This window comes from Fluviibacterium sp. S390, assembly GCF_049800695.1.
GTDB lineage: Bacteria > Pseudomonadota > Alphaproteobacteria > Rhodobacterales > Rhodobacteraceae > Meridianimarinicoccus.
This window is the reverse complement of the sequence record NZ_JBNAFN010000023.1, coordinates 50,025-75,275: the sequence shown is the minus strand read 5'-3', so window position 1 is coordinate 75,275 and position 25,251 is coordinate 50,025. Positions and strand designations below refer to the sequence as shown.

At 60.0% G+C, this 25,251-nt stretch carries 22 protein-coding genes and 1 tRNA gene; 17 read left to right on the top strand and 6 right to left on the bottom strand.

What is annotated here, in order from left to right:
* Positions 1-9 precede the first annotated feature (9 nt).
* From ACP15K_RS16565 to ACP15K_RS16555, 3 genes are all read left to right on the top strand, one after another.
* Positions 10-86 (top strand) — tRNA-Met (locus tag ACP15K_RS16565).
* A gap of 638 nt (positions 87-724) precedes the next feature.
* Entirely contained in the window at positions 725-1,390 is a 666-nt protein-coding gene (locus ACP15K_RS16560; RefSeq protein ID WP_424991028.1) for a TetR/AcrR family transcriptional regulator, read from the top strand.
* A gap of 121 nt (positions 1,391-1,511) precedes the next feature.
* Positions 1,512-3,044, top strand: a complete 1,533-nt coding sequence (locus ACP15K_RS16555; protein WP_424991027.1) for a DUF1254 domain-containing protein — start codon at positions 1,512-1,514, stop codon at positions 3,042-3,044.
* 442 nt (positions 3,045-3,486) lie between these two features.
* Here the strand turns inward: ACP15K_RS16555 and ACP15K_RS16550 are convergent, their stop codons facing one another.
* The 4 genes from ACP15K_RS16550 to ACP15K_RS16535 all read right to left on the bottom strand — a co-directional run bounded on the left by ACP15K_RS16550 (position 3,487) and on the right by ACP15K_RS16535 (position 6,287).
* Positions 3,487-3,789 carry a hypothetical protein gene (locus ACP15K_RS16550; RefSeq protein ID WP_226926021.1) on the bottom strand — a complete coding sequence of 101 codons (303 nt, stop codon included), beginning with the start codon at positions 3,787-3,789 and terminating at the stop codon, positions 3,487-3,489.
* 106 nt (positions 3,790-3,895) lie between these two features.
* Entirely contained in the window at positions 3,896-4,042 is a 147-nt protein-coding gene (locus tag ACP15K_RS16545) for a hypothetical protein (protein ID WP_424991026.1), read from the bottom strand.
* Positions 4,043-4,061: 19 nt separating this feature from the next.
* On the bottom strand, positions 4,062-5,273 hold the full coding sequence (locus tag ACP15K_RS16540) for a M24 family metallopeptidase (RefSeq protein ID WP_193142883.1): 1,212 nt from the start codon (positions 5,271-5,273) through the stop codon (positions 4,062-4,064).
* Positions 5,274-5,390: 117 nt separating this feature from the next.
* Positions 5,391-6,287: a LysR substrate-binding domain-containing protein gene (locus ACP15K_RS16535; protein WP_193142884.1), complete on the bottom strand. Its 897-nt coding sequence runs from the start codon at positions 6,285-6,287 to the stop codon at positions 5,391-5,393.
* A gap of 94 nt (positions 6,288-6,381) precedes the next feature.
* Between ACP15K_RS16535 and ACP15K_RS16530 the strand changes: the two genes are divergently transcribed.
* The 6 genes from ACP15K_RS16530 (at position 6,382) to ACP15K_RS16505 (ending at position 12,823) form a co-directional block, all read left to right on the top strand.
* A complete protein-coding gene (locus ACP15K_RS16530; RefSeq protein WP_193142885.1) occupies positions 6,382-7,164 on the top strand; it encodes a creatininase in 783 nt (260 codons plus the stop codon).
* Positions 7,165-7,227: 63 nt separating this feature from the next.
* Positions 7,228-8,346, top strand: a complete 1,119-nt coding sequence (locus ACP15K_RS16525; protein WP_193142886.1) for a polyamine ABC transporter substrate-binding protein — start codon at positions 7,228-7,230, stop codon at positions 8,344-8,346.
* A 75-nt stretch (positions 8,347-8,421) separates the two neighbouring features.
* Positions 8,422-9,267 (top strand): ABC transporter permease, encoded by an 846-nt coding sequence (locus tag ACP15K_RS16520; protein WP_193142887.1) that lies wholly within the window; start codon positions 8,422-8,424, stop codon positions 9,265-9,267.
* Position 9,268: 1 nt separating this feature from the next.
* Positions 9,269-10,066, top strand: a complete 798-nt coding sequence (locus ACP15K_RS16515) for an ABC transporter permease (RefSeq protein WP_193142888.1) — start codon at positions 9,269-9,271, stop codon at positions 10,064-10,066.
* Positions 10,063-11,184 (top strand): ABC transporter ATP-binding protein, encoded by a 1,122-nt coding sequence (locus tag ACP15K_RS16510; RefSeq protein WP_424991025.1) that lies wholly within the window; start codon positions 10,063-10,065, stop codon positions 11,182-11,184. The genes ACP15K_RS16515 and ACP15K_RS16510 overlap by 4 nt, the downstream gene beginning before the upstream one ends.
* Positions 11,185-11,257: 73 nt before the next feature.
* On the top strand, positions 11,258-12,823 hold the full coding sequence (locus ACP15K_RS16505; protein WP_424991024.1) for a BCCT family transporter: 1,566 nt from the start codon (positions 11,258-11,260) through the stop codon (positions 12,821-12,823).
* Positions 12,824-12,874: 51 nt separating this feature from the next.
* Here the strand turns inward: ACP15K_RS16505 and ACP15K_RS16500 are convergent, their stop codons facing one another.
* Positions 12,875-13,861 (bottom strand): GlxA family transcriptional regulator, encoded by a 987-nt coding sequence (locus ACP15K_RS16500; protein WP_193142891.1) that lies wholly within the window; start codon positions 13,859-13,861, stop codon positions 12,875-12,877.
* A 128-nt stretch (positions 13,862-13,989) separates the two neighbouring features.
* Here ACP15K_RS16500 and ACP15K_RS16495 point away from each other — a divergent pair, with 128 nt between their 5' ends.
* The 8 genes from ACP15K_RS16495 to ACP15K_RS16460 all read left to right on the top strand — a co-directional run bounded on the left by ACP15K_RS16495 (position 13,990) and on the right by ACP15K_RS16460 (position 24,177).
* Entirely contained in the window at positions 13,990-15,243 is a 1,254-nt protein-coding gene (locus tag ACP15K_RS16495) for a sarcosine oxidase subunit beta family protein (RefSeq protein WP_193142892.1), read from the top strand.
* 12 nt (positions 15,244-15,255) lie between these two features.
* Positions 15,256-15,555 (top strand): sarcosine oxidase subunit delta, encoded by a 300-nt coding sequence (locus ACP15K_RS16490; protein WP_193142893.1) that lies wholly within the window; start codon positions 15,256-15,258, stop codon positions 15,553-15,555.
* A complete protein-coding gene (locus ACP15K_RS16485) occupies positions 15,552-18,557 on the top strand; it encodes a sarcosine oxidase subunit alpha (protein ID WP_424991023.1) in 3,006 nt (1,001 codons plus the stop codon). The genes ACP15K_RS16490 and ACP15K_RS16485 overlap by 4 nt, the downstream gene beginning before the upstream one ends.
* Positions 18,558-18,569: 12 nt before the next feature.
* Positions 18,570-19,100 carry a sarcosine oxidase subunit gamma gene (locus ACP15K_RS16480; RefSeq protein WP_193142895.1) on the top strand — a complete coding sequence of 177 codons (531 nt, stop codon included), beginning with the start codon at positions 18,570-18,572 and terminating at the stop codon, positions 19,098-19,100.
* An 86-nt stretch (positions 19,101-19,186) separates the two neighbouring features.
* The gene (glyA, locus tag ACP15K_RS16475) at positions 19,187-20,461 is read left to right on the top strand and encodes a serine hydroxymethyltransferase (protein ID WP_193142896.1); all 1,275 of its coding nucleotides are present in this window, start codon (positions 19,187-19,189) and stop codon (positions 20,459-20,461) included.
* 3 nt (positions 20,462-20,464) lie between these two features.
* The gene (locus tag ACP15K_RS16470) at positions 20,465-21,886 is read left to right on the top strand and encodes an L-serine ammonia-lyase (protein ID WP_193142897.1); all 1,422 of its coding nucleotides are present in this window, start codon (positions 20,465-20,467) and stop codon (positions 21,884-21,886) included.
* A gap of 22 nt (positions 21,887-21,908) precedes the next feature.
* A complete protein-coding gene (purU, locus tag ACP15K_RS16465; protein WP_193142898.1) occupies positions 21,909-22,760 on the top strand; it encodes a formyltetrahydrofolate deformylase in 852 nt (283 codons plus the stop codon).
* A 259-nt stretch (positions 22,761-23,019) separates the two neighbouring features.
* Positions 23,020-24,177 carry an MFS transporter gene (locus ACP15K_RS16460; RefSeq protein WP_424991022.1) on the top strand — a complete coding sequence of 386 codons (1,158 nt, stop codon included), beginning with the start codon at positions 23,020-23,022 and terminating at the stop codon, positions 24,175-24,177.
* Between the two features lie 114 nt (positions 24,178-24,291).
* On the opposite strand, the gene ACP15K_RS16455 is transcribed toward ACP15K_RS16460, so the two are convergent.
* A complete protein-coding gene (locus tag ACP15K_RS16455) occupies positions 24,292-25,209 on the bottom strand; it encodes a pseudouridine-5'-phosphate glycosidase (RefSeq protein ID WP_193142900.1) in 918 nt (305 codons plus the stop codon).
* Between the last annotated feature and the right edge of the window lie 42 nt (positions 25,210-25,251).

Here is a 25,251-nt window from a genome sequence, read left to right as displayed (position 1 = left end):
CCCAAGCGTCGCGGGGTGGAGCAGCCCGGTAGCTCGTCAGGCTCATAACCTGAAGGCCGCAGGTTCAAATCCTGCCCCCGCAACCAAAAATTTAAAACAATATCAAAGACTTGAAGTCGGCTTCAGCCGATCAAGTTTTTGATGTCGCGTTTTACATCAACGCCACATCAACCTTTGACGAGCCCAATATTTGGAACTGTGGGAATCGCTGACCAGGGTTGGCACGTGTGCCGTGGTCGGCTTCTTCGGGAGCCTCATTGCGACAAGCAAACGATGGCAGGATGCCAGCACTGCGACCGGCCACATCGAGTCAGAACGACTCAAAGCGGACACGGAGGAGTACGGATCGCTTGCCCAATGGGGCGCATCGGCAACCACGTGAGCGGCCCAATCCCGACCTCGGCAACCTTGCATATTGCTGCAGTGCGGCCGGTCGAAGCCGCCTTTCGCTGCAAGCGCAACACCCGGATTGGGTCGACGCACAGATCGCGGACCTTGCCGTCCTTCGATCAATCACCGCTAGCAACGGCAACCCGCGCATAGCCAGCATTGACGGTGTATTGGTGAATTTCCGATTCCAAGAGGTTTGCTCCAATTCTCGGTGAAACCGGAAGCGAATGTACAAGCGAACGGAGGTTCATACAGGGCTCCGGGCAAAAGACATCCCGAAAGAGTTGCAAGGAATACTCTCGACTTCTGACGCTCTGTCAGATTTAGTGACGGGATGTCAGATACGTTCGCCACCGATTCAGCGTCCAAGAGCGTTCGGCCCATGCCGCCGAGCAAGGCCGCGATAACGCGGTCCGCCATTCTCGATGCAGGATCCGTATTCCTGGAAACCCGGCCATTTCGCGATCTCACCGTCGGCGGTCTCATGGCAACGACAGAGTACAGTCGCCCCACCTTCTATCTCTATTTCAACGATCTCCACGGATTCATGGAAACGCTTCTGGACGAAGTGAAAGTCGGGATCGTCGAAGGGGCGCGTGCCTGGCTCTCCAATGAGGGGGATGCGGTTGGGGGCCTGCGGCAGAGCCTGACAACCCTGGTCGATGTCGCCCACCAGCATGGCCCGATCCTGAAAGCCGTTGCGGATGCCGCGCCGGGTGATGCCCGACTGGAACGTGTCTGGGAGATGTTCCTGGGATCGTTTGATGAAGTGGTTTCGGCCCGCATTGCACAGGATCAGGCTGCGGGCCTTACGCCAGACTTTGAACCGCTGCCGGTTGCGCGCGCATTGAATAGAATGGACGCCGGCATGCTCATTCAGGCGTTTGGTTCTGGCGAGAAAGCCCCGAAAGACGTGGTGCTTTCGGCAATCATGCGAGTTTGGCTCTCGACGCTGTACCCATTCGACGCAGCCGCATCGATTGAACAAATCGGACGATAGCGACCAATTCCGCAAGGGCAGATGTGCTTTTGAAAAAGGGCATGCTTGCGCCAAACGAAAAAAGGGAGGCCGAAAGATGATTTCCACAAGGGCACTGGCTACCACAGCCGGAATTGCCACGATGGCTGGGGGGCTCTGGGTCTCTCCGCTGGCGGCTCAGGAAGTGCCGGCAATGGAGATGACAACGGAGATACCGGAAGGCATAACTACACCGGACAACATCCAGACCCGCGTGGGAGCTCTGAACTTCTTTGACGGCGTGCCGGACGTGGAGTCCGCACAGAAGGTGTACAACCTGCTGGACTTCACCCACGCCTACCAAGCCTTTCTTGATGGCACCAAGATTGCCTCGATGGACGCAATCCGCAAAGGCATCCTGGAATTTGGTCCGGCGAACACGACGGCCGTTCTGTTCGAGGGGCTGATGGATTCGAAAGCCCTGTTCCTGACCGCCAACACCACCAGCGTTTACATGTTCTCCTGGCTGGAGATGGGCGACGAACCGATGGTGATCGAGACACCGCCCAACGTGCTCGGGTTCATCAACGATCACTGGTTCCGCTATGTGATCGATTTCGGAAACCTGGGACCGGATGAAGGCAAGGGCGGCAAGTTCCTTGTCCTGCCGCCGGGTTACGAGGGCGATGTTCCCGAAGGCTACCACGTTGCGCCGACCTCCACCTATGGCAACTGGGTGATCTGGCGCGGGTATCAGAAGGATGGCTCGACGGATGACGCGGTCAACAACACCAAGGAGAAGTTCAAGATTTATCCGCTCTCCCAGGCGGAGACCCCGCCGGAAATGACCTTCGTGAATGCGTCTGGTCAGTTTATGAACACGATCCACCGGATGGACGAGAATATCTTCCACGAGATCAACGACGTTGTTCAGGCCGAACCCTTGATGGGCGAACGTCCCGAGCTTCTTGGGCACCTCGCGGCGATCGGGATCGTCAAGGGACAGGAATTTGCGCCCGATGAGCGGATGCAGGCGATCCTCAAGGCCGCAGCAAGCGCCGGCTCGGTCACCGTTAAGACCATCGTCTCCAAGCCGCGCGACGAGCGGTTCTACTGGTATCCCGGTGAGAGCTACTGGCTGACGGCGTTCCCGGGCGGCGCCTACACATGGGAGCTGGACGGTGTGACCCTGCACGACATCCGCGCGGGCTTCCATTTCTACGCGACCGGGATCACGCCTGCGATGGCCCTCAAGAAGGTCGGCAAAGGTTCGCAATATGCCTTCACCTATCTCGATTCCAAGGGCAACCCGCTGGATGGTGCGAGGACCTACAAGGTGAATGTGCCAAAGGAGGTGCCGGCCAAGGATTTCTGGTCGTTCACGCTCTATGACAACCAGACCCGATCGATGTTGCAGACCGACGCCCAGTTCCCTGGGATCGGCAGCAACGACACGAGCGTCACCCAGAATGACGACGGCTCCTACGACATCTACTTTGCGCCGGAGGCCCCGAAGGGCAAGGAAAGCAACTGGGTCCAGACCGTTCCCGGCAAGGGCTGGAACACGATCTTCCGCCTGTATGGCCCGCTCGAGTCCTGGTTCGACCAGACCTGGCGGCCAGGCGAGATCGTGTTGATCGATTTTGCCAGCAGTGCAAATGACTGTGCTTGTGGCGCTAAAGAAGAAGCGAAGTGATCGAAAATGTTGGAAGCAGCCTGTCGCTGCTTCCAACAGCCCACTTGGGTCAGAATGGCGCGATGATATCTATCTCTGCACCGGTCGCAACGAAGACACGTCCCGTCCTGCTTTCTGAAATCGGCGCCCACAAAGGTTGAGATTTCTCGACTGCGCCGAAGTCGGCATAGCAGCCTGCGTTGCAAGGTGCAGCATTTGGTATGGCGGGCTCCGAGCCGACTTGCGGCAGCGCAGTGAGCATCTCGGACTCAGGCGAATGTGGATGTCGGCTTTTGACGATAATCCATGAGCGGTTCGCGCCTGCAGAGAAAGCCCGCTCTCCGCCCTTCCTGTACAATGCCGCGGTGCCGGATCAACCCATCGTACTCCTGCAATGAAGGTCAAAGTTGGATGATTGGGCTCAGTGTCGCTCATTGGTAGCGGGCCGAGTGTTTCCCGTCCGTCACCCTACCTTCGCACCCCAGAAGGACGTGTGGTCGGCAGCGAGGTAGCCATCCGCGACCCGGAAGTATCCCTGGAGCTCGACGGTATCGCCGGCCGCTAATTCGACCATCGTCTGCAACCAGAGCGCAGTAGCCCCCGACACATGCGTCCCGAAAACCTCGCCATATGATCCCTTGATCTCGGTCGCCCCATTCAGCACCAGCCGCCCGCTCATCCGGGCCGAGGTACTGGCATTCACCTTGTAGTGCAGCGTCGCGCCAAACAGGTACCCGCCCTGACCGATACACTGATGGAGAAACACCCAGCTGCCAGTTGGGTCACTTGTTTGGTGGGGTTCCCCCGGCCACACGCAAATCGATGGTGACCGCCCATGCGACGGTATCGCCGACACTCATGCCTGCAATGGATCAGTCGCTGCTGTTCATTTGAAAGAAGATCGGTACGCCCGCCCCGCGTGCAAACGCGGTGTAACCGCGCTGTTGGGTTGCACGCGACAGCAGGGCCACCGCTGCGACCAGCGCCATCAAGGCGCTGATCGTGACCAGGTTGTTCACTACCGAGAATGAACTGACCTTAGTTCTTGATGACGTTGTGCTCGGGGCCGAAGGGGAAGCCGGTGATGTTCTCGACCTTGTCCTCTTCGATGACCAGAATGTCATGCTCGCGGTAGCCGCCAGCGCCGGGCTGTCCTTCGGGGATCATGACCATGGGCTCCATGGAAACGACCATTCCGGGCTTGAGCACCGTTTCGATGTCTTCGCGAAGTTCGACACCGGCCTCGCGGCCATAGTAGTGGCTCAGAACGCCGAAGCTGTGCCCGTAACCGAACGAACGATACTTCAGCAGATCCCATTCGCGGTACATCTCGTTGAGTTCAATCGCGATGTCCATGCAGCGGGCGCCGGGCTTGATCAGTTCAAGTCCACGCTCGTGCACCTTCACGTTCTTTTCCCAGATGTCGAGGCTGGCATCATCCACGTGGTCGCAGAACAGGGTGCGTTCCAGGGCGGTGTAATACCCGAAGATCATCGGGAAAGTGTTGAGGCTGAGGATCTCGCCGGACTGCACCTTCTTGTTGGTCACGGGGTTGTGCGCGCCGTCGGTGTTGATGCCCGACTGGAACCAGGTCCACGTGTCCATCAGTTCCACAAAGGGGAAGGAGTTTGCGATCTCGCGGATCATCGCGTTGGTCCCGGCGATGGCGACTTCGTGCTCGGGGACACCTGCCTTGACGGCATTTGCCACGGCAGCACCGCCGACGTCGGCGACGCGGGCGCCTTCCTTGATCAGCTTGATCTCTTCGGCCGACTTGATCGTGCGCATCCACATGGCCGGCTGGCCGACGTCCACCAGTTCGACGCCCGGCAGAGCGTCCTGGATCAATTGCCGGTATTCCAGCGACACGTGATCGAATTCGATCCCGACGCGCTTGGCGCCTTGGGTCAGTTGCTGGATCGCGCGGTAGAAGTTGTCACGGCGCCAGTCCGTGTAGGTGATGTTGTTGCCAAAGCTGCGGCGGAAAGGCTGACCGCCATCGATGCCGGCAGAGATCGTGGTGGCATTCTTCTGGTCGATGACCATGCCGTACTTGCGGCCGAAATAGCAGTAGAGCCAGCCGCTGTAATAGTTGATGCAGTGGTACGAGGTGAACAGCGCCGCGTCGACGTCGTTCTTGCCCATCCAGTCACGCAATTCGTTCTGCCGGCGGGCCATCTCGTTGTCCGAAAAGGGCGAAAACTCCTTCTCGCCGTTGTGCCATTCCATGACGTGGAGCATGTCGTCCATTGTCGAAAGTCCTCTCTGCTATCAGTGACACAGAATGCGTAGCAGTCAGGCTGCGTCGCGAAAAATTAATTGCAATCATCCTACCATAAGAATTTCATATCAGGCTTGCGTGTTGGCCTAAGATCCGGCGCGGGCGCGCATCGGCAGGCGGAAGCTCGACACGTCTTCCGTGATCCGTTCGATCAGCTTCAGCGCCGCATCCGACATCTTGATGTGCTTGTAGAACAGCCCGATGTGGATATTGGACAATTGCGGGAAGCCATCGCTGGGGGTCAGGGTCCGCATGCCGGGCAGCAGGGTCTTTCTGGTCAGCGCGGTGACGCCCATGCCATCCAGAACGGCCTTCTGGAGGGCTGACACGCCCAGGCTTTCAAAGGACACGCGCCAGTCGCGCCCCTCGGCATTCAGGGCATCGATCATGCGCTTGCGATAGAAGCAGCCATCGGGGTGGGCGATCACCTTGAGCGGGTGGTCGGGGTCGATCTTGTGATCGCGGGCACAGACCCAGACCGGACGTTCCGACCAGTAGATAGAGACATGGGGTGCCGGCATCACGTCAGTGATGGCAATGGCCATGTCGAGGGTGTCAATATGGAGGGCAGAGAGCAGTTCCCGGCTTCGATGACATCGAATGTCCAGCAGAACAGCCGGGTTTTCGCGGGAGAACCTGGCGATGATGCTTTGGAAGAAATCGATCGAATAGTCGACTGGCAGACCGATCCGAAGCGTTCCAAGGGCGGCTGTCTGCTGCAGGTTCGCGACGGCCCGGTCGTTGAGGCGCAGCATCTCGCGGGCGTAGCCCAGAAGGGTCTGTCCGTTCGGCGTCAACTCGACCTGTTTGCCTTTGTGCTCCAGTAATTTCGCACCGACAACTTCTTCAAGGCGCTTGATCTGCAGGGATATCGCCGGCTGGGTCCGTCCCAGGACGTTCCCGGTTTCGGTGTAGTTGCGCAGGTCCACCACGGTCACGAAGGTCCGCAACAGATCGGTCTGCAGGTTTGTGAATTTGCGCATCATAAACAATCCTTATTCATGCATTGTTACTATGAATTTCCGAGAGAAGGCAAGCTGCCCTAGGGTCTGAAGATCAACAGTCCATGGGGGTTCAATGCCATATTCTACCGTTTTCGCCGCTGAATTGCCTTGGCCCGACTATCAAAAACGGGTGCAGAACGGGGATGTGCCAATACTAATTCCGCTCGGGTCCATGGAGCAGCACGGCCATCATATGCCGATGCATGTGGATGTGCTTTTGCCGACGGAATTCGCACGTCGCGCTGCCGAACAGGCAGGGGCTCTCGTCGCGCCGCCCTTCACCTATGGATACAAGTCACACCAGAAATCGGGTGGCGGGAACTTCTTTCCGGGCACCACCAGCCTTGACGGCGCGAGCCTCGTGAATGCGCTCAAGGACGTGGTCAAGGAATTCGTACGCCACGGTGTGCGCAACCTGTGCATCGTCAACGGTCATTTCGAAAACTCCTGGTTCATCACCGAAGCCATCGACCTTGCCCTGCGCGAACTGGGCTGGGCCGACATCCACGACGTCAAGGTCGTGGTCCTTTCCTATTGGGATTTCGTGGATCAGGCCTCGATCGAGAAGCTGTATCCCAACGGTTTCCTTGGCTGGGACATCGAGCATGGCGGTGTTCTGGAAACTTCCCTGATGCTGCGCCTGCACCCTGATCTCGTGTCCCTGCAGGACGCGGTAGAGCACGCGCCCGCAACCTTCCCCCCCTATGACGTCTACCCGGCCAAACCGGACTGGACGCCGGCCAGTGGCACGCTGTCCTCGCCAAAGGAAGCGACCGCCGAAAAGGGCGATATCCTTCTGGATGTCTGCACCAAGGGGATCGTGAAAGCCCTTAAAGCCGAGTTCGGCCAGCCTTGAGCGCCGGCAAGTGCGAGTTGATCGATCCGTAAAAAAAATGTGACCCCAACAAGGAGCAACCCAATGACATCCAAACTGATCAGACCCAGCCGTCGCAGCCTTCTGAAAATGACCGGTGCAGCGGCTTTGACCACGCCATTCCTGTCGATTCGCGCTGCGGCGCAGACCACAGAGCTTTCGATGCTCGCCTGGTACGGCCACGCAGAGCCCGATATCGTGGGTGAATTCGAAGAAGCCAACAACGTCAAGTTCGTGCCGAAGTACTATACCGGCGGCGACAACATGCTGGGGCTGATCGCGCAATCTCCGCGCGGGACCTTCGACGTGATCCTGTCCGATGGCGAATATGTTCAGCAGCTCAATGCCGCCGGATACATCGAAGAGCTTGACCCGGCTGACTATGCCTTCGACGACTTCTTCCCCGAGTTCCAGAAATTCCCGGGCCACTGGCAGGACGACAAGCTCTATTCCGTGATCACCCGGTTTGGCTTCCTTGGTGTGGCGTACAACACCGATGCGTTCACGGAAGAGGAAGCATCCAGCTACGATCTTTTCGCGGACGAGCGTCTGACCGGAAAACTCGGCCATTTCGACTGGCACCTGCCCAACCTGGGTCAGATGAGCCTGCACGTGGGCAATTCCTCGCCCTACGACATCGACGAAGCGGCCTGGGAAAAGGTGCAAGAGCACACCATGGGTCTGCGTCGTCAGGCGGGTGGCTTCTTTGACTACGGCGGCACCTTCTCGTCGCTCGACAACGGCCAGATGCTGGCCTTTGCGGGCATCGGTGACTGGATCACGGGCACCCTGGAAAAGAACGGCAGCGCGGTGCGCAGCGTCATTCCCAAGGAAGGCGGCCTGCAGTGGACCGAGAGCTTTTCGATCGGCAAAGGCTCCAAGAACCAGGAGATGGCCAAGAAGTGGATCCAGTACATCACCTCGCCGGAAGGCCAGGCAAAATCCGCTGACATGGCGGCCTATCCCGCCATCGTGCCGTCGGAAGCCGGTTGGAAAGTGCTGAACGAGACCAACCCCGCAGAAGCCAAGCGTCAGAACATGGTGCTGGGCGAGCGCAATGCCATGGACATGATCCGCGAAGGGCTGATCCAGTATCGTCAGCTTCCGGTTCAGCAGAGCCTCGAAGACTGGAACGACTTCTGGTCCGACTACAAAGGCGCGTAAAGCGCATTCTTTTCGGGGCGCGGTACGTGAACGCGCCCCGATCTGCGTTCCGCCTGCAGAGCCATGGGAACTGACATGACCAAGCGACCAACCCTGTTTTCACTGATCTTGTCGATGCCGCTTCTGATCTGGCAGTTGACTTTCTTCCTGTTTCCCCTGTTGTTTCTTGTCGCGATCAGCTTCTGGACCGTGCGCAACTTCCAGATGCAGCCCGATATCAACTTCGGCAATTGGGAGCGCGTTCTGACGCGCGGCGTTTTCTGGGATGCCTATTTCCGGACCATGGTCCTGGCCACGGCTGCTGCCGCGATCACCAGTATCATCGCCTTCCCGGCGTCCTATGCGATCTCCTTCAAGATGAGCGAGAAGGCCAAGCGCTGGATGATCTTCATCCTGATCATCCCGTTCTTCACCAGCTATCTTGTGCGGGTCTATTCGTTGCAGGTGTTCCTGTCGGACGCGGGCATCGTGAACGCCGTCTTCGGTTATGTGGGTCTTGGCCCGTTTCCGATGTTGAACAACGCGTTTGGTGTCATCGTGGGCATGATCACGCTGACGCTGCCCCTGGTCATCCTGCTGCAGACATTCAGCCTGAATTTCGTCAACCGCGACCTGATCGAGGCTGCGCACAACCTGCGCTGCGGGCGGTTGCGGACGGTCTTTGCGGTCATCGTGCCGTCGGCCAAGGTGGGCCTTGTCGTTGCGGCGCTGTTTGCCTTCATCCTGAGTTTCGGGGACTTCGTCAGCCCGCTTTACCTGGGCGGTGGCAACCCTCCGACCCTGTCGATCATGATCACGGACTTCACCAAATCCGGCCAGCAATGGCCCCGCGCCGCCGTGGTGGCGATCATGATGATCGTCACGCTTCTGACGGTTGCTTTCGCGGCGATCACCTATGCCTACAAAGAGCGGGGGAAATAAGATGGGGAACGAAAACCGCATCGTCAACGGACTTCTGAAGCTGCATATCGCGCTGTGCCTGTTGTTCATCTTCGCTCCGATCGCGGGAAGCTTCGTCTTCTCGCTCAACTCGGACCGGTTCCCGTCCCTCCCGCTGGGAGAGTTCTCGACCGAATGGTATCGCCTGATCTGGGAGGATCCGCTGGTTTGGCAGGGCTTTGCCAATACCGTGGTCGTGGGTCTGACGGTCGCCGTCATTGCGACCCTTCTGGGCTTTGGCGGGGCCTATACGGACTTCCGGTACAACTTCACCGGCAAGTCTTTCTACCTCGCCCTGGCGATGTTGCCGCCGACCATCCCGGTTGTGATCATGGGGTTGGCCATGCTCGCCTTCCTGAGCCGCGTGAACCTGTCCGGCACAACGATTTCGGTCATCATCGCGCATGGTGTGATGTGCAGTCCCTTTGCCATGGCCATCATCCGGCTGCGCCTGTCGCAGATGGATCCTGACCTGGAAGCCGCATCATGGAACATGGGCGGAAACCAGTGGCAGACCCTGCGCTACGTCATCATTCCTTTCGCCAAACCTGCGATCTTTGCGGCGCTGTTCATCACCATGGCGGTGTCCTTCGATGAATTCGCCGTCGCATGGTTCGTGTCCGGTCTCAACGAAACGCTGCCTGTGAAAATTCTGGGCTTCCTGCAAGGCCAGGTCAGCCCACGCATCAACGCCATCGGCTCCCTCGCCTTCCTCAGCTCAATGACGCTGATCATACTTGCCCAGCTTCTGCTGCGGAGCCCGGAGGACAAAAAGTCATGAAAGTGAACGCAGAAATGGAACAGCAGTCCGAAGCCATCGTGAAGTTCGACAATGTCGTCAAGCGGTTTGGAAATTTCACCGCAGTCGAAAAGGCCGATTTCGAAATCGGGCGCGGCGAGTTCCTGGCCATCATGGGGTCTTCCGGCTGCGGCAAGACCACGACATTGCGCATGCTGGCCGGCCTTGAAGACCCGACCGAAGGTGCGATCTACCTTGACGGGGAAAAGGTCAACGGCAAGGCCACCTGGGACCGGGACACCCCCATGGTCTGGCAATCCCTGGCCCTGTTCCCGTTCCTGACGGTTCAGGAAAACGTCGAGTTTGCGCTCAAGATGCGCGGTGTCGGCAAGGAAGAACGCCGACAGCGCGCGGAAAAATGGCTCGAGAAGATGCAGATCACCGAGTTCGCAAACCGCAACATCAACCAGTTGTCGGGCGGTCAAAAGCAACGTGTGGCCCTGGCGCGCGCGCTTGTGACAGAGCCGAAGATCCTGCTGCTGGATGAGCCGCTCTCGGCGCTGGACGCACACCTCAAGGTGCGGATGCAAGCGGTGCTGTCCAATCTGCAGAAGGATCTGGGCATCACCTTCGTTTACGTGACGCACTCCATGTCCGAAGCGTTTTCGATGGCGGATCGGGTGGTCATCATGAGCCGCGGGCAGATCGAGCAGATCGGCACGCCCGAGGAAATCTATCGCGAACCCTACAATCGGTTCGTTGCCGAGTTTCTGGGGTCGGCCAACATCTTTGACAGCGTCATTACCGGCTCGTCCGGTTCCGACGGCTGGAAGGTCGATTTCGAAGGCGGTGAAACAAGTCTGTCCAAGGACGAACTGCCCAATGCCGTACAGGGGCAAGCCGTCACCTTCATCGTCAGCGCCGAGAACATGCAGTTGAGCGCGCCCGACAGCGGCCAGCCGGGTATCCTGGCCAGTGTGGCAGGCGAGGAGTTCATCGGCGGGACGGCCATGGTCTTCCTGGAGACGGAAACCGGTCACGAACTCAAGGTTCAGAAGTCCCATGATGAATTGTCCCTGCTCAATCTGCATGCGGGCTCAAAAGTCATCGTTCATTGGGCGCCGGAGAGCTGCCACATTCTGCCAGGCGAGAATCTCTGATCCGACAGAAAAACCAGAACCGAGGGATGAATGGAGCCGGTTCTGATCAGGAAGATTACTTAGAGGAGAAACAATGGTTATTCGATCGGGTATATTCAGGGGGGTGAATCCGTACTCATCCCTGATATCGGCAGGGGTCATTCTGCTGTTCATTTTCCTGGTTCTTGCATTCCCGACAAATTCCGCGTCGTGGATCGATTCCGCCCGGACCATCGTAACGTTCTACTTCAATTGGTGGTACGTTATCATGTCAGGCGGTTTTCTGGTTTTTCTGATTGCCATCGCGGTCAGCAAATATGGCGCGATCCGGCTTGGCGACGCGGATGAGCGGCCGAAATACAGCTACTTCACCTGGTTCGCGATGCTCTACGCGGCGGGGCAGGGGATTGGCATCATTTTCTGGTCCATCGCAGAGCCGATCTTCCACTATTCCGGCGGCACGCCGTTTGCAGAGGGAACGGGAACCGCCGAGGCGGCCGACATGGCGCTCCAGGTCAGCTTTTTCCACTGGGGTCTGAACGCATGGGCAATCTATTGCATTGTTGCGCTGGCCCTGTGTCTGGTCAGCTACCGGCTGAACAAGCCGCTGGGCATCCGCTATACGCTTTACCCGCTGTTCGGGGATCACGTGGAAGGCAAGCTGGGCGTTGTGATCGACGTGATCGCGGTTTTCGCAACCATCTTCGGCATCGCGACGTCTCTTGGCCTGGGCGTTACCCAGATCAATGCGGGCCTGAATCACATCTGGGGTATCCCGATCACAAAGGGCGTGCAGCTCGTGCTGATCGCAGCGATCACCGGTGTCGCCCTCTGCTCGGTTCTGTCGGGTCTTGACCGGGGCATCAAGTGGTTGTCCCAGGTCAACATGTGGCTGACGATCGTGCTGCTGGTCTTCTTCTTCGCCTGGGGGCCGACGCGCTATCTGCTGGTAAGCCTCGGAGAAGCCACGGTTTCCTACCTGATGAACCTGTTCAAGTTCAACGTCTATATCGAAGGCGTCCCGAACGAGGCCACGCGCTGGAGCGATATGTGGCAGGGCTGGTGGACGACCTTCTACTGGGGCTGGTGGATCTCCTGGGCGCCGTTCGTCGGGGTCTTCGTCGCGCGCGTTTCGCGGGGCAGAACGGTTCGTGAGTTCATCTTCGGAGTTGTCGGTGTTTCGTCCCTGCTGTCCTTTGTCTGGATTGTGGCCTATGGCGGAACCGCGCTCTGGGCGGAGCTTTTCGGTCCCGGCGGCGTGTCCGATGCCGTGAGCAGCAACGTTTCGATGGCGCTTTTCGCGACGTTCGAAGCGATGGATGTGGGCGTAATCGGTGTTGTGGCCGGCGTGCTTGGCACGATCCTTGTGACAACCTATTTCGTGACCTCGTCGGACTCGGGCACATTGGTTGTGGCGACGATCCTCAGCGAGGGCAACGAACACCCGATGTATCGTCACCGCTTGATCTGGGGCTCGTTCGAGGGCGTGGTCGCGGCGGTTCTGCTGGTGGCCGGAGGCAGCGCGGCGCTCAGCACCTTGCAGACCGCAGCCATCATTGCGGCACTGCCGTTCTCGATCATCATGGTGCTGATGTGTGTGGCCATCGTGCGCTGCCTGTCACAGGAGCATTCGAGCAGCGACGCTTCCGACGTCAGCTAGACGATCTGAACGGACTTCCAGAACGGGCGGGCGCCACGGCGCTCGCCCGTTTTACGTTTCCTGACCGACTTGCGCCAGATTTTGCCGCCAGGCCTCGGGCGGGAGTCCCTCGCGGGTGCGAAACACCTTCCCGAAATGCGAGGCGTCGCAAAATCCGGTTGCCGTCGCGATGTCCGTCACGGACCGGTCTGTTTCGCTCAGCAGGTGGCGCGCGACATTCAGCCGGACCGATAGACCGGCCTCGGCCGGCGAGAGTTTCAGCGCCTCGCCGAAGTGACGTTCAAGCCGGCGTCTGCTAACCTTCAACCGTGTGGACAATTCCCCGACAGTCAATGGCGTTGCCACATTCTGCCGAATCAGATGCAGGGCTTTGCGCACCAAAATGTCCGACGTGTTGTATTCAAGCGGCAGGCCCGGCTGCGGGTTTTCAGATGTCTGGGCTTCGTCGATGATCATGATGTTCAGGCTTTTTCTTGCCGCAGCCTGCCCGATGTGCCGATCCACCAGAAAAGCCGCCAGATGGGCAGAGCTTGCCCCCCCGGAACAGGTCAATCGATCACGATCAACAACGTAGATCTGGTCGGATATCGGAATGAGCCCTTCGAATTGTTCCAGGAAATCATTGTGGTGGAACCAGCTGACACAACAGCGGTAGCCGTCCATCAGGCCTGCCTTGTGCAGGATGAACGCGCCGGTACAGACACCGACAATCGGAACATTGGCCTGTGCCACGCGCTTGAGGTACACCAGATAGTCCGGGTTGAGATCCTGGATTGCCGGTATCAGCCCGCCTACCACGACCACATAGTCGAACTCGCGCGGGTCGCCGAGGCGCTCATCGGGCTGCACCGGGATGCCGCAGCTCGAGACCACCGGATTCATTGTTGCCGAGACAATGCGCCAGGAACACCGGATCGGTCGCGACCGATCGCCTTCATCCGCTGCCAGCCGCAGAACGTCCACGAAATTTGCCAAAGCAGACAAGGTGAATCGGCGGGCAAGAATGAAGCCGATTTTCAGCACGGGTTTGGTGGTCATGTCAGTCTTTCCGGCAAGGGTATTGGCGCAAATATACCACGCACCCGGCGCAATCATACAATGATTTTCCCGCAGGGCATGAGACATGCTTGGCTAGACCGCTTCCCTAGACATTCGAGGCTTCGCAAATGACCCACTTTTCCGGCTTTTCGCTGCTCAAGAACGCGCTGACAGGCCACAAGAACTGGCCCGAGCAATGGCCGGACAAACAGCCCAAGGACGAATACGATGTCATCATCGTCGGTGCCGGTGGGCATGGCCTTGGCGCGGCGTATTACCTTGCCAAGGAACATGGCATCACCAATGTCGCCGTCATCGAAAAAGGCTGGCTGGGGGGCGGCAACACGGGCCGCAACACCACGATCATCCGCTCGAACTATCTCTATGACGAAAGTGCGAAACTCTACGATCACGCGCTCGATCTGTGGGAGAACCTGTCGACCGAGCTGAATTACAACGTGATGTATTCCAAGCGCGGCGTCATGATGCTGGCGCACAACGTACATGATGTGCAGTCCTTCCAGCGTCACATCCACGCCAACCGGCTGAACGGCGTCGACAACCAGTGGCTGAACCCCCAGCAGGCCAAGGAATTCTGCCCGCCGCTCAACATCTCTCCGGATGCACGCTATCCCGTCATGGGCGCCGCCCTGCAAAAGCGTGCGGGCACCGCGCGCCACGATGCGGTCGCCTGGGGCTATGCACGCGCGGCCGCCAAGCGCGGCGTCGATATCATCCAGAACTGCCCGGTCATTTCGATCCGCCGCGGGGCCGATGGGTCGGTCGAAGGTGTCGAAACCGCCAAGGGGTTCATCAAGGCCAAGAAGGTCGCGGTTTCTGCTGCCGGTCACACCAGCGTGGTGATGGACAGCGCGGGCGTGCGGATGCCGCTGGAAAGCTACCCGCTGCAGGCGCTGGTGTCCGAGCCGATCAAGCCGGTCTTCCCCTGCGTCGTGATGTCGAACACCGTGCACGCCTATATCAGCCAGTCCGACAAGGGCGAACTGGTGATCGGCTCGGGGACCGACCAGTACACCAGCTATTCGCAGCGCGGCGGCTTGCCGCTGATCGAACATACGGTTGCGGCGATCTGCGAGGTCTTCCCGATCTTCAACCGGATGCGGATGCTGCGCAAATGGGGCGGCATCGTCGATGTCACGCCGGACCGCTCGGCCATTCTGGGCAAGACGCCGGTCAAGGGACTGTATGTCAACTGCGGCTGGGGCACCGGCGGGTTCAAGGCGACACCGGGGGCGGCGCATACGCTGGCCTGGACCGTGGCCAAGGACGAGCCGCACCCGATCAACGCCCCCTTCACGCTTGAACGATTCACCACGGGCCGGCTGATCGACGAAGCCGCCGCTGCCGCCGTTGCGCACTGAGGAGACAAGACCATGCTATTGATCCATTGCCCCTATTGCGACGACACGCTTCCCGAACTGGAATTCGCCTATGCCGGCGAAGCCCATATCGCGCGTCCCGAAGATCCCTCGAAGCTCAGTGACGAAGAATGGCGCGATTTCCTGTTCATCCGCACCAACGTCAAGGGCGTTCACGCAGAGCGCTGGCGGCACATCAACGGCTGCGGCCGTTTCTTCAATGCCCTGCGTGACACGGTAAGCGACCGCTTCCTGACCACCTACAAGGCCGGCGAGGCCCGCCCTGATACCACCGACCTGGAGGCCGCAGTATGACCACGTATCGTGTAAACGGCCGAGGCCGTGTGAACACCGGCAAACCCGTCACGTTCACTTTTGACAGCCAGACCTACCAGGGGTTCGAAGGCGATACCGTTGCGTCGGCGCTGCTGGCCAATGGCGTGCACCTGATGGGGCGCAGCTTCAAGTACCACCGTCCGCGCGGCGTCGTGACTGCCAGCTCGGAAGAGCCAAACGCACTGATCGGCACCACGCGTGCCGGCGAGGGCCGGTTCGAGCCGAACACCCGCGCCACGATGCAGGAGATCTATCCGGGTCTGACGGCCGAAAGCCAGAACAAGTGGCCAAGCCTCAAGTTCGATCTCGGTGCGATCAACGACCGGCTCTACATGCTGTTCTCGGCCGGTTTCTATTACAAGACGTTCATGTGGCCTCGCAGCTTCTGGGACAGCGTCTATGAGCCGATCATCCGCAAGGCCGCCGGTCTGGGCAAGGCGCCCACGCATGTCGATCCCGACATCTACGCAAGCCGCTATATGCACTGCGACGTTCTGATCATCGGTTCCGGCCCGTCCGGCATTGCTGCCGCGCTGGCTGCCGGACGTGCCGGTTCCAAGGTCGTTCTGGTGGATGAAAACTCCGAGATGGGCGGCACGCTTCTGTCGGAGCCCTCGGTTTCCATCGACGGTCAGCCCGCCTGGGAGTGGCTCGAAGGGGCCATGGCAGAGCTGGACCGCCTGCCGAACGTCACGCGCATGACGCGCACCACGGCGATCGGCTATTACCACCAGAACATGATCGGTCTCGTGCAAAAACTGACCGACCACATCGCGGATGTGCCCGAAGGAGCGCCCCGCGAACGCATGTGGCGGCTGCGCGCGAAAGAGGTCGTGCTGGCCCAGGGGGCTATCGAGCGCCCCATGGTCTTTGACGGCAACGATGTGCCCGGCGTGATGATGGCCGGGGCAGCGCAGACCTTCCTGAACCGTTTTGGCGTGCTTGTGGGCCGCGAACCCGTCGTGCTGACCAGCCATGACAGCGCGTGGTACACCGCTTTCGACATGGCCGACGCCGGTGCAAAGGTGGTTGCCATTGTCGACACCCGCAACGAGGTTGCGCAGGCCCTGAAGGACGAGGCGCAGAAGCGCGGGATCAAGACACATCTCGGCTACACCGCCACCGGCACCAAGGGCCGGCTGCGGGTCAAGGCGTTGCGCGTCAATCCCGTGAGCAACGGCAAGGCGGGCGATGCGACACATCTGTTGTGCGATGCCGTGCTGGTTTGCGGTGGCTGGACGCCCTCGCTGCACCTGTTCTCGCACACCAAGGGCTCGCTCGACTGGGATCCTGAGGCCAAGGTCTACCTGCCCGGTCACAAGACCGAAGACGTGCATATCGCGGGTGCGGGGCGCGGGCTTTGGGGTATTGCCGCGGCGCTTGAGGATGGCGCCAAGGCCGGTGCCGAGGCCATCGGGTCGCTGGGTGGCAAGGCGGACGTTGTCGCCTTTGAGGTCACCGCGGATCGCACCGGTACCGGCATCACGCAAAAGGAACTGCCGACAGACCGCAGCGCCGGCAAGGCGAAGGCATTTGTCGACTTCCAGAACGACGTGACCGCCAAGGACATCCGCCTGGCCGTGCGCGAAGGCATGCGGTCCATCGAACACGTCAAACGCTACACCACCAACGGCATGGCGACCGATCAGGGCAAGTTGTCCAACATGAACGGCCTGACCATCGCATCCGACGCCCTGGGCAAGGAAGCACCGCAGGTGGGTCTGACGACCTTCCGTCCTCCCTATACACCGACCACTTTCGGTGCCTTTGCGGGCTATCACAAGGGCGCCCATTTCGAAGTCACGCGCAAGACGCCCATCGACAGCTGGGCCGAAGAGCATGGCGCGGAATTCGAACCGGTCGCGCTGTGGCGGCGGGCCTGGTATTTCCCGCAGGCCGGCGAGGACATGCACAAGGCGGTCGCCCGTGAGTGCAAGTCCACGCGCGAGAGCCTTGGCATCTTCGACGCCTCGACGCTCGGCAAGATCGAGGTCTCTGGCCCCGATGCGACGGAATTCATGAACCGCATGTACACCAACCCCTGGACCAAGCTGGGTGTCGGACGCGCGCGCTATGGCCTGTTGCTGGGCGAAGACGGGTTCATCCGCGACGACGGCGTCATTGGCCGGATGCGCGATGACCTGTTCCATGTCACCACCACCACGGGCGGCGCGCCGCGGGTTCTGAACATGATGGAGGACTACCTCCAGACGGAATGGCCGGACCTGAAGGTATGGCTGACCTCCACGACCGAGGAATGGGCGACCATCGCGTTGAATGGCCCCAATGCACGCAAGCTGCTGGAGCAGTTTGTCGAGGGCGCGGATATCTCGGCCGAGGCATTCCCGCATATGTCGGTCGTGGAATGCACCGTCGCGGGCTTCCCCTCGCGGCTCTTCCGGATCAGCTTTACCGGCGAACTGGGCTTCGAGATCAACGTGCCCGCCCGTCACGGCAAGGCGCTTTGGGAAAAGCTCTGGGAGGCGGGCCAGCAGTACGACATCTGCCCCTATGGCACCGAAACCATGCACGTTCTGCGCGCCGAGAAGGGCTTCATCATCGTGGGCCAGGACACCGACGGCACCGTCACCCCACAGGATGCCGGGATCGGATGGGCCATCGGCAAGAAGAAGCCCGATTTCGTTGGCAAGCGCTCGCTGGATCGGCCGGACATCGTGGCGCCCGGACGCAAGCAGCTGATCGGTCTTCTGACGGAAGATCCCAAGACCGTGCTGATCGAAGGTGCTCAGATCGTCGATGATCCGAAGCAGCCCAAGCCGATGAAGATGATCGGCCATGTGACCTCGTCCTACTGGTCCGAGTCGTTGGGCCGCTCCATCGCCATGGCAGTGGTCGAGGGCGGGTTCGACCGGATGGAACAGACGCTCTACGTCCCCGACGCGAACGGAACCCCGATTCCGGCGAAGGTCACTGGCACCGTGTTTTATGACCCGGCGGGCGACCGCCTGAAGGTCGAATGAGGAGGTGAGATCATGAATGCTCCCGCAACATCTTTCGATGCCGTCACCGTGACGATTTTGCCGCCGGTGGCCCGCTTCAACCTGCGCATCGCGCCCAGCGACCTGGCAGCCGCTTCCCAGGCATTTGGTCTCTCCTTGCCGACGAAAATCGGCCAGGGCGAACAGAATGCCGATCGCGGCGCCTATTGCATCGGGCCGGATGAATGGTTGCTGCATGCCGCAGAAGCTGACCAGCAAGCCATCGTGGCGGCCTTCGACGAGGTCCGCGCGAACACCCCCCACAGCCTTGTCGTGATTTCCGATCGCGAGTTGACGATCGGCATCACCGGGCCTGCTGCGGCTGAGCTGCTGTCGGTGGCCTGTCCGCTGGACCTGTCGCGCATTCCCGTCGGCGGCGCCAAGCGCACCGTTTTCGACTATGCGCAGGTCACGCTGATCCGCGATGGCGAGGACGCGTTCCGCCTTGAGGTTTGGCGGTCCTATTTCCCGCATGTTCACGGTCTGCTCGAAGTCGCCACCCGAGAGCTTGCCCTGGGTCTTTGACGGCCCACTCAATTTACTCGACCCTCTCTTGACCGCGCCCCGCCTTGGGGTGCGATCCCCTTGCTACGCCTGAAAGGACCCTTTTCATGCTCGCCAAAGCCGAAACTGCCCGCATCTCTGACACGGCCATCGCCGAAGCCGTCAGCCACGAGCTGGACCGCCAGCAGAACCAGATCGAACTGATCGCGTCCGAAAACATCGTAAGCCGCGACGTGCTGCTGGCACAGGGCTCGGTGCTGACCAACAAATATGCCGAGGGCTATCCGGGGCGCCGGTACTACGGTGGCTGCGAGCATGTGGATACCGTCGAACAGATCGCCATCGACCGGCTGCGCAAGTTGTTTGGTGCAGGTTTTGCCAATGTTCAGCCGCATTCCGGCGCGCAGGCCAACCAGGCCGTTTTCCTGGCCCTGCTTCAGCCCGGCGACCGCATCATGGGCCTGAATCTGGCACATGGCGGGCACCTGACCCATGGTTCGCCGGTCACGATGTCGGGCAAATGGTTCGACGTGGTCAGCTATGAAGTGTCCAAGGACGATCTGCTGATCGATATGGACAATGTGCGCAAGGTCGCGTTGGAGACGAAACCCAAGTTGATCGTCGCGGGTGCGTCCGCCTATCCGCGGCACATGGATTTCGCCGCGTTCCGTGCCATTGCCGATGAAGTCGGCGCCTATCTGATGGTCGACATGGCGCATTACGCGGGTCTGATCGCGGCCGGTGAGTATCCCGATCCGGTGCCCCATGCCCATGTCGTGACCTCCACCACGCACAAGACCCTGCGCGGCCCGCGCGGCGGCATCATCCTCACCAATGACGAAGCCCTGGCCAAGAAGTTCAACTCGGCCGTTTTCCCGGGCAATCAGGGTGGACCCCTGATGCACGTCATCGCGGCCAAGGCGGTGGCCTTTGGCGAGGCGCTGGAGCCTTCGTTCAAGCAGTATGCAAAGGATGTGGTCGCCAATGCCCGTGCGCTGTCCGACGTGCTGGTGACGGGTGGTCTGGGCGTCGTGTCGGGTGGCACCGATTGCCATATGGTGCTGGTCGATCTGCGCCCCAAGGGCGTGACCGGCAAGGTCGCCGAGATCGCGCTAGAGCGGGCAGGGCTGACCTGCAACAAGAACGCCATCCCCTTCGATCCCGAAAAACCGTTCGTTACCTCCGGCGTCCGTCTTGGCACATCCGCAGGCACAACGCGTGGCTTCGGCGAGGCAGAGTTCCGCAAGGTCGGTGAACTGATCCTGCGCGTGATCGACGCGCTCGCCGCGAATCCCGAAGGGGATGCCGATGTCGAGGCTTCCGTGCTGAAAGAGGTGCAGGCCCTGTGTGCCGCGCACCCGATCTACAGCGACGGCGTGTAAGCCATGTTCCTGTCGGTCTTCGACATTTTCAAGATTGGTGTCGGCCCCTCATCGTCACATACGATGGGGCCGATGACCGCCGCTGCGCGCTTCCTGGATGATCTGCGCGTCGGGGCCGAAAAAATCCCCGGCGCGGGCACGCTTGCCCGCCTGGGTGCTTCCTTGCACGGCTCTCTCGCATTCACCGGCAAGGGCCATGCAAGCGACCGCGCGGTGATCCTGGGGCTGATCGGCTATCTGCCTGCCACGCTTGATCCGGACGCGGCAGAAGCGCTGGTAGCCGAGGTCAGGAAGACCAAGCGCATCAGCCCGCCGGGGCTTGGCACGCTTGATTTCGACCCTGAAACCGACCTCGTGTTCGACTATGGCCCGCCACTGCCCGGCCACGCCAATGGCCTGGTGCTGCGCGCCTTCGACGAGCGCGGCAATCCCTACCTGACGCAGACCTACTATTCGGTCGGCGGTGGGTTTGTCCTGACCGAGGCCGAGCTTGAGGCCGAAAAATCCGCAAAGACCCAGACGCTGCATGCCGAGAAAGAGGCAATGGGCTATCCCTATCCGTTCGGGTCGGCGGCAGAGATGCTGGAAATGGGCCGCGCTTCGGGCAAGAGCATTGCCGAGATGAAACGCGCCAATGAATGTGCTCATCAGAACATCTCGGCGCGTGAACTGTCGGCCCAGATCACCCGCATCTGCGACGTGATGAATGCCTGCATCGACCGCGGCTTGCGGATGGAGGGTATCTTGCCTGGCGGGCTGAGCGTCAAGCGGCGCGCCAAGGCGATCCACGAACAGCTTCTGGCGGAACAGGGCAGCAACTTGCGCCAGCCGCACGCGGCGACGGATTGGCTGTCGGTCTACGCCATGGCCGTGAACGAGGAAAACGCGGCCGGGGGCAGGGTCGTGACATCACCCACCAACGGGGCGGCGGGCGTGGTGCCATCGGTGATCCGCTACTATCGCGACCAGTGCATCGGTGCCACCGAAGAGGGCGTGGAGATCATGGTTCTGACAGCCTCGGCCATCGGCGGTCTGATCAAGCACCGGGCCTCGATCTCGGGCGCTGAATGCGGTTGTCAGGCAGAAGTGGGAAGCGCCTCAGCCATGGCGGCGGCGGGGCTGTGCGCAGCCCTTGGCGGCACCAACGAGCAGATCGAAAATGCGGCCGAAATTGCGCTGGAGCATCACCTGGGCATGACCTGCGATCCGGCGGGCGGGTTGGTGCAGGTGCCCTGCATCGAACGCAACGGTCTGGGGGCCATCAAGGCTGTCAGCGCCGCAAGTCTGGCCTTGCGCGGGGATGGCACGCATTTCATGCCGCTCGACAATTGCATCGAGACCATGCGCCAGACCGGCGAAGACATGAACACCAAATACAAGGAGACGAGCCTTGGAGGCCTTGCCGTCAACCTGCCCGAATGCTGAATCCAGATCGGACACAGGTGTCATGACCGAGCCGCAGTTCATCCTGAAACTGTCCTGTGACGCCGCACCGGGGATCGTGGCGGCGGTCACGTCCGCACTGGCAGCCGAGGGCGCGAACCTTGTCGAAACTGCGCAGTTCTGGGATCGCCAGAGCGATCGCTTTTTCCTGCGCGTGGCGTTTCTGGCCCCGGAAGACGACGAAAGCCGCATCGTCGACGCGCTTGCCCCGATCAAGGCGCGCTTCGAGATGGAGATGACCCTCACGCATACAGCGCGCAAGCCTCGCATCCTCATCATGGTGTCGCGCTTCGATCACGCTTTGCTGCATCTTCTCTACCAGGTGCGTGTTGGCTGGCTCGATGCGGAAGTCGTTGCCATCGTTTCGAACCATCCCGATGCACGCCGCATCGCCGAGCATGAGGGGCTGCCCTTCCACCACCTGCCGGTCACCCGCGCGACAAAGGCCGAGGCCGAGGCGGAACTGCTGGCGCTGGTCGAAGAAACAGACGCTGATCTGGTGGTTCTGGCGCGCTACATGCAGGTGCTGTCCGACGAAATGACGCGCGCGCTGTCGGGGCGGGTGATCAACATTCACCACTCTTTCCTGCCCAGCTTCAAGGGGGCCAAGCCGTATCACCAGGCACATGAACGAGGGGTCAAGCTTATCGGGGCCACCGCGCATTATGTTACCGCAGATCTCGACGAAGGGCCGATCATCGAGCAAGAGGCAGAACGCGTCGCCCATTCCATGACGGCGGACGACCTGGTCGCTGTCGGACGTGACATCGAAGCGCGGGTTCTGGCGCGGGCAGTCAAGATGCACCTTGAAGGACGCGTCATGCTCAGCGGGCAACGGACGCTGGTCTTCATGTGACCCGAGACAATCATTGACGAATGTCCTGGGGGAGGGGACAACAATGCTGCTGCGGGCTGTGTCCGCGGAAGCAGGGTATGGACTCTGATCGACTCCCGACAATTGAGGGGCGAATTCCAAAAGGGAAGTGGATGTTCAAGGGCGGACCGGGATAGGTCTTGTTCAGGCGAGTTCCGCAGATTCGAAAATTCGGTACGTTGCCGGTCCGCACGTCTACATTCGATTTGCTGTGCGAAAAGCACACTTCAGGGCGGTGAACATGTCACGAGGATTTCTCTTCTTCCTATTCTTCACCGCCATTTTCCTGCAAGCCGGAGCCTATGGGCTGACCTTCATGTTGCCCAGACTGTTTGACAGTTTCGGGGCCGACGAAAAGATTGTCGGCGGCATGTTGTTTGCGACGACGATCTCAACGGTCGTGACCGTCTACTTCTCGGGGCATTTATCGGATTACTTCGGACGGCTTCGCACATTGAGCGGGGCTTGCATTGCGATTGCCGCGTCCCTTTTTCTTTATGGTTACCTTGATACGGTAGGGGTCGGTCTGGTCACGGCCAGCCTGCTTCTGGGATTTGGATGGGGGCTTACGTATTCTTTGGGCCCGGTTGTTCTGTCAAGGCTGGTCAGCGCAGACGCACGGGTGCGCTATTTCACACTGCTTTCAGTATTCGTCATGGCGGGCTTTGGCCTTTCTCCGGTCCTGGCCTCTGTTCTTGAGGGGGCGGGATACTCCGTCCGCCATGCCTTCTATGTGACCGCAGCCCTTTGTGTCATCAGCGCTTTCCTGTTTCTGGTTCTTGATCTTCCGATCAAGGCTCATGCGATCAGCCCCCGTGCCGAGGCGCCGTCCAGGATTACATTGGCATCGCTCTCCGGCGTGATGGCGTCGCGTTCTCTTCTGCCGATCTTGATGATCTGTCTCGGCGCAAGTGTCTTTGCGGGAATGATCAATTTTCAAACGGTATTCGCCGACGCAAGAGGTCTGAACTACGCCAGCTTCTTTCTGCTCTACACCGTTACGGTGGTGATTTTCCGTCTGATCCTGGCACGCTTCAAGGGGGGCAATAACCCCTATCGCACGATTGCACTTCTTTTGTACGTGATGTGTTTCAGCGTGGTGATCTTTATTTTCAGCGGAACAAGTTTCCCATTGTACATGGTCGTGGCAGTCCTTTTTGGGATTGGGTACGGAATATCCTATCCGATCCTTGTCACCATGGCCGCCAACGATGCCGACGAGAGCCTGGGTGCACAGACCCTTCAACTCTTCGCACTCACTTATTTCATTGGCATATTCGGGTTCCCGCTGATTGCAGGCTGGATGATCGTAGAATTCGGAACATGGCCACTGCTGGTTTTCATTGCGGTTCTGGCCTTGATCGAGGCAACCTTGGCGCTTCGACGATCCTTGGCCTAGGCGCTTCTGCGCGGCGGCCAGCGGGCTTCACGCGATTGCTGCCCGCAGCACAGGGCACGTTACGGAAGATGCCTGGGTCGTTGTCCGCACGCTGGGCTGGGACAACGATGGATCCTAGGCGTGGAACGCGACCGCGATGTCAGCGGCCAGCCGGGCATTGTTCTCGACCAAGGCAATGTTCGCCTTCAGACTTTGCCCATCCGAAAGCTCGAAGATCCGTTGCAGCAGGAACGGCGTCACCTGCTTGCCCGAGATACCCCGCGCTTCCATCTCTGATTGCGCCGTGCGGATGTATCCATTGATGATATCGACCGGGATTTCATCTGCCGTCGGAATTGGGTTTGCGACCAGAAGCCCCGCCCCAAGGCCAAGCTCGTCGCGAACCTTCTGAAATGCGGAAATATCAGCGACATTGTCCAACCTGAGCGGAACCGCCAGGTCAGAGCCGCTTGTCCAGAAGGCCGGAAGGGTATCCGTCTTGTAGCCGACGACCGAGACGCCCTGCGTCTCAAGCACTTCCAGTGTCTTGGGAACATCAAGAATGGCCTTGGCGCCCGCTGCCACGACAATCACATCCGTTCTGCCAAGTTCGGTCAAATCTGCCGAGATATCGAAACTGGTTTCGGCGCCGGCGTGAACGCCGCCGATTCCGCCCGTCGCAAACACCCGAATGCCAGCCATCCGTGCCACGATCATTGTGGCGGCAACGGTTGTTCCGGCTGTTTTCCCCTGAGAGATCGCGAAGGCCATGTCTGCGCGCGAGATTTTCAGCGCGTCTTCGGTTCTGGCCAGACGCTGCAATTCATCCTCACTCAGGCCAATCTTCAGGCGACCATCAAGCACGGCAATGGTGGCGGGAACCGCGCCGCGGTCGCGTATGATGCTTTCGACGTTCTTTGCCATGTCGACATTGTCGGGAAATGGCATGCCATGTGTGATGATGGTGCTTTCAAGGGCGACGACGGGTTTGCCGTTGTCCAGGGCGTTCAATACATCCGCGTGGATATCGATAAAGCCGGGTAGGGGAGCCATGTTCTTCTTCTCTTTCAGCAGGTTTTCGAAAGTCTATTGGCA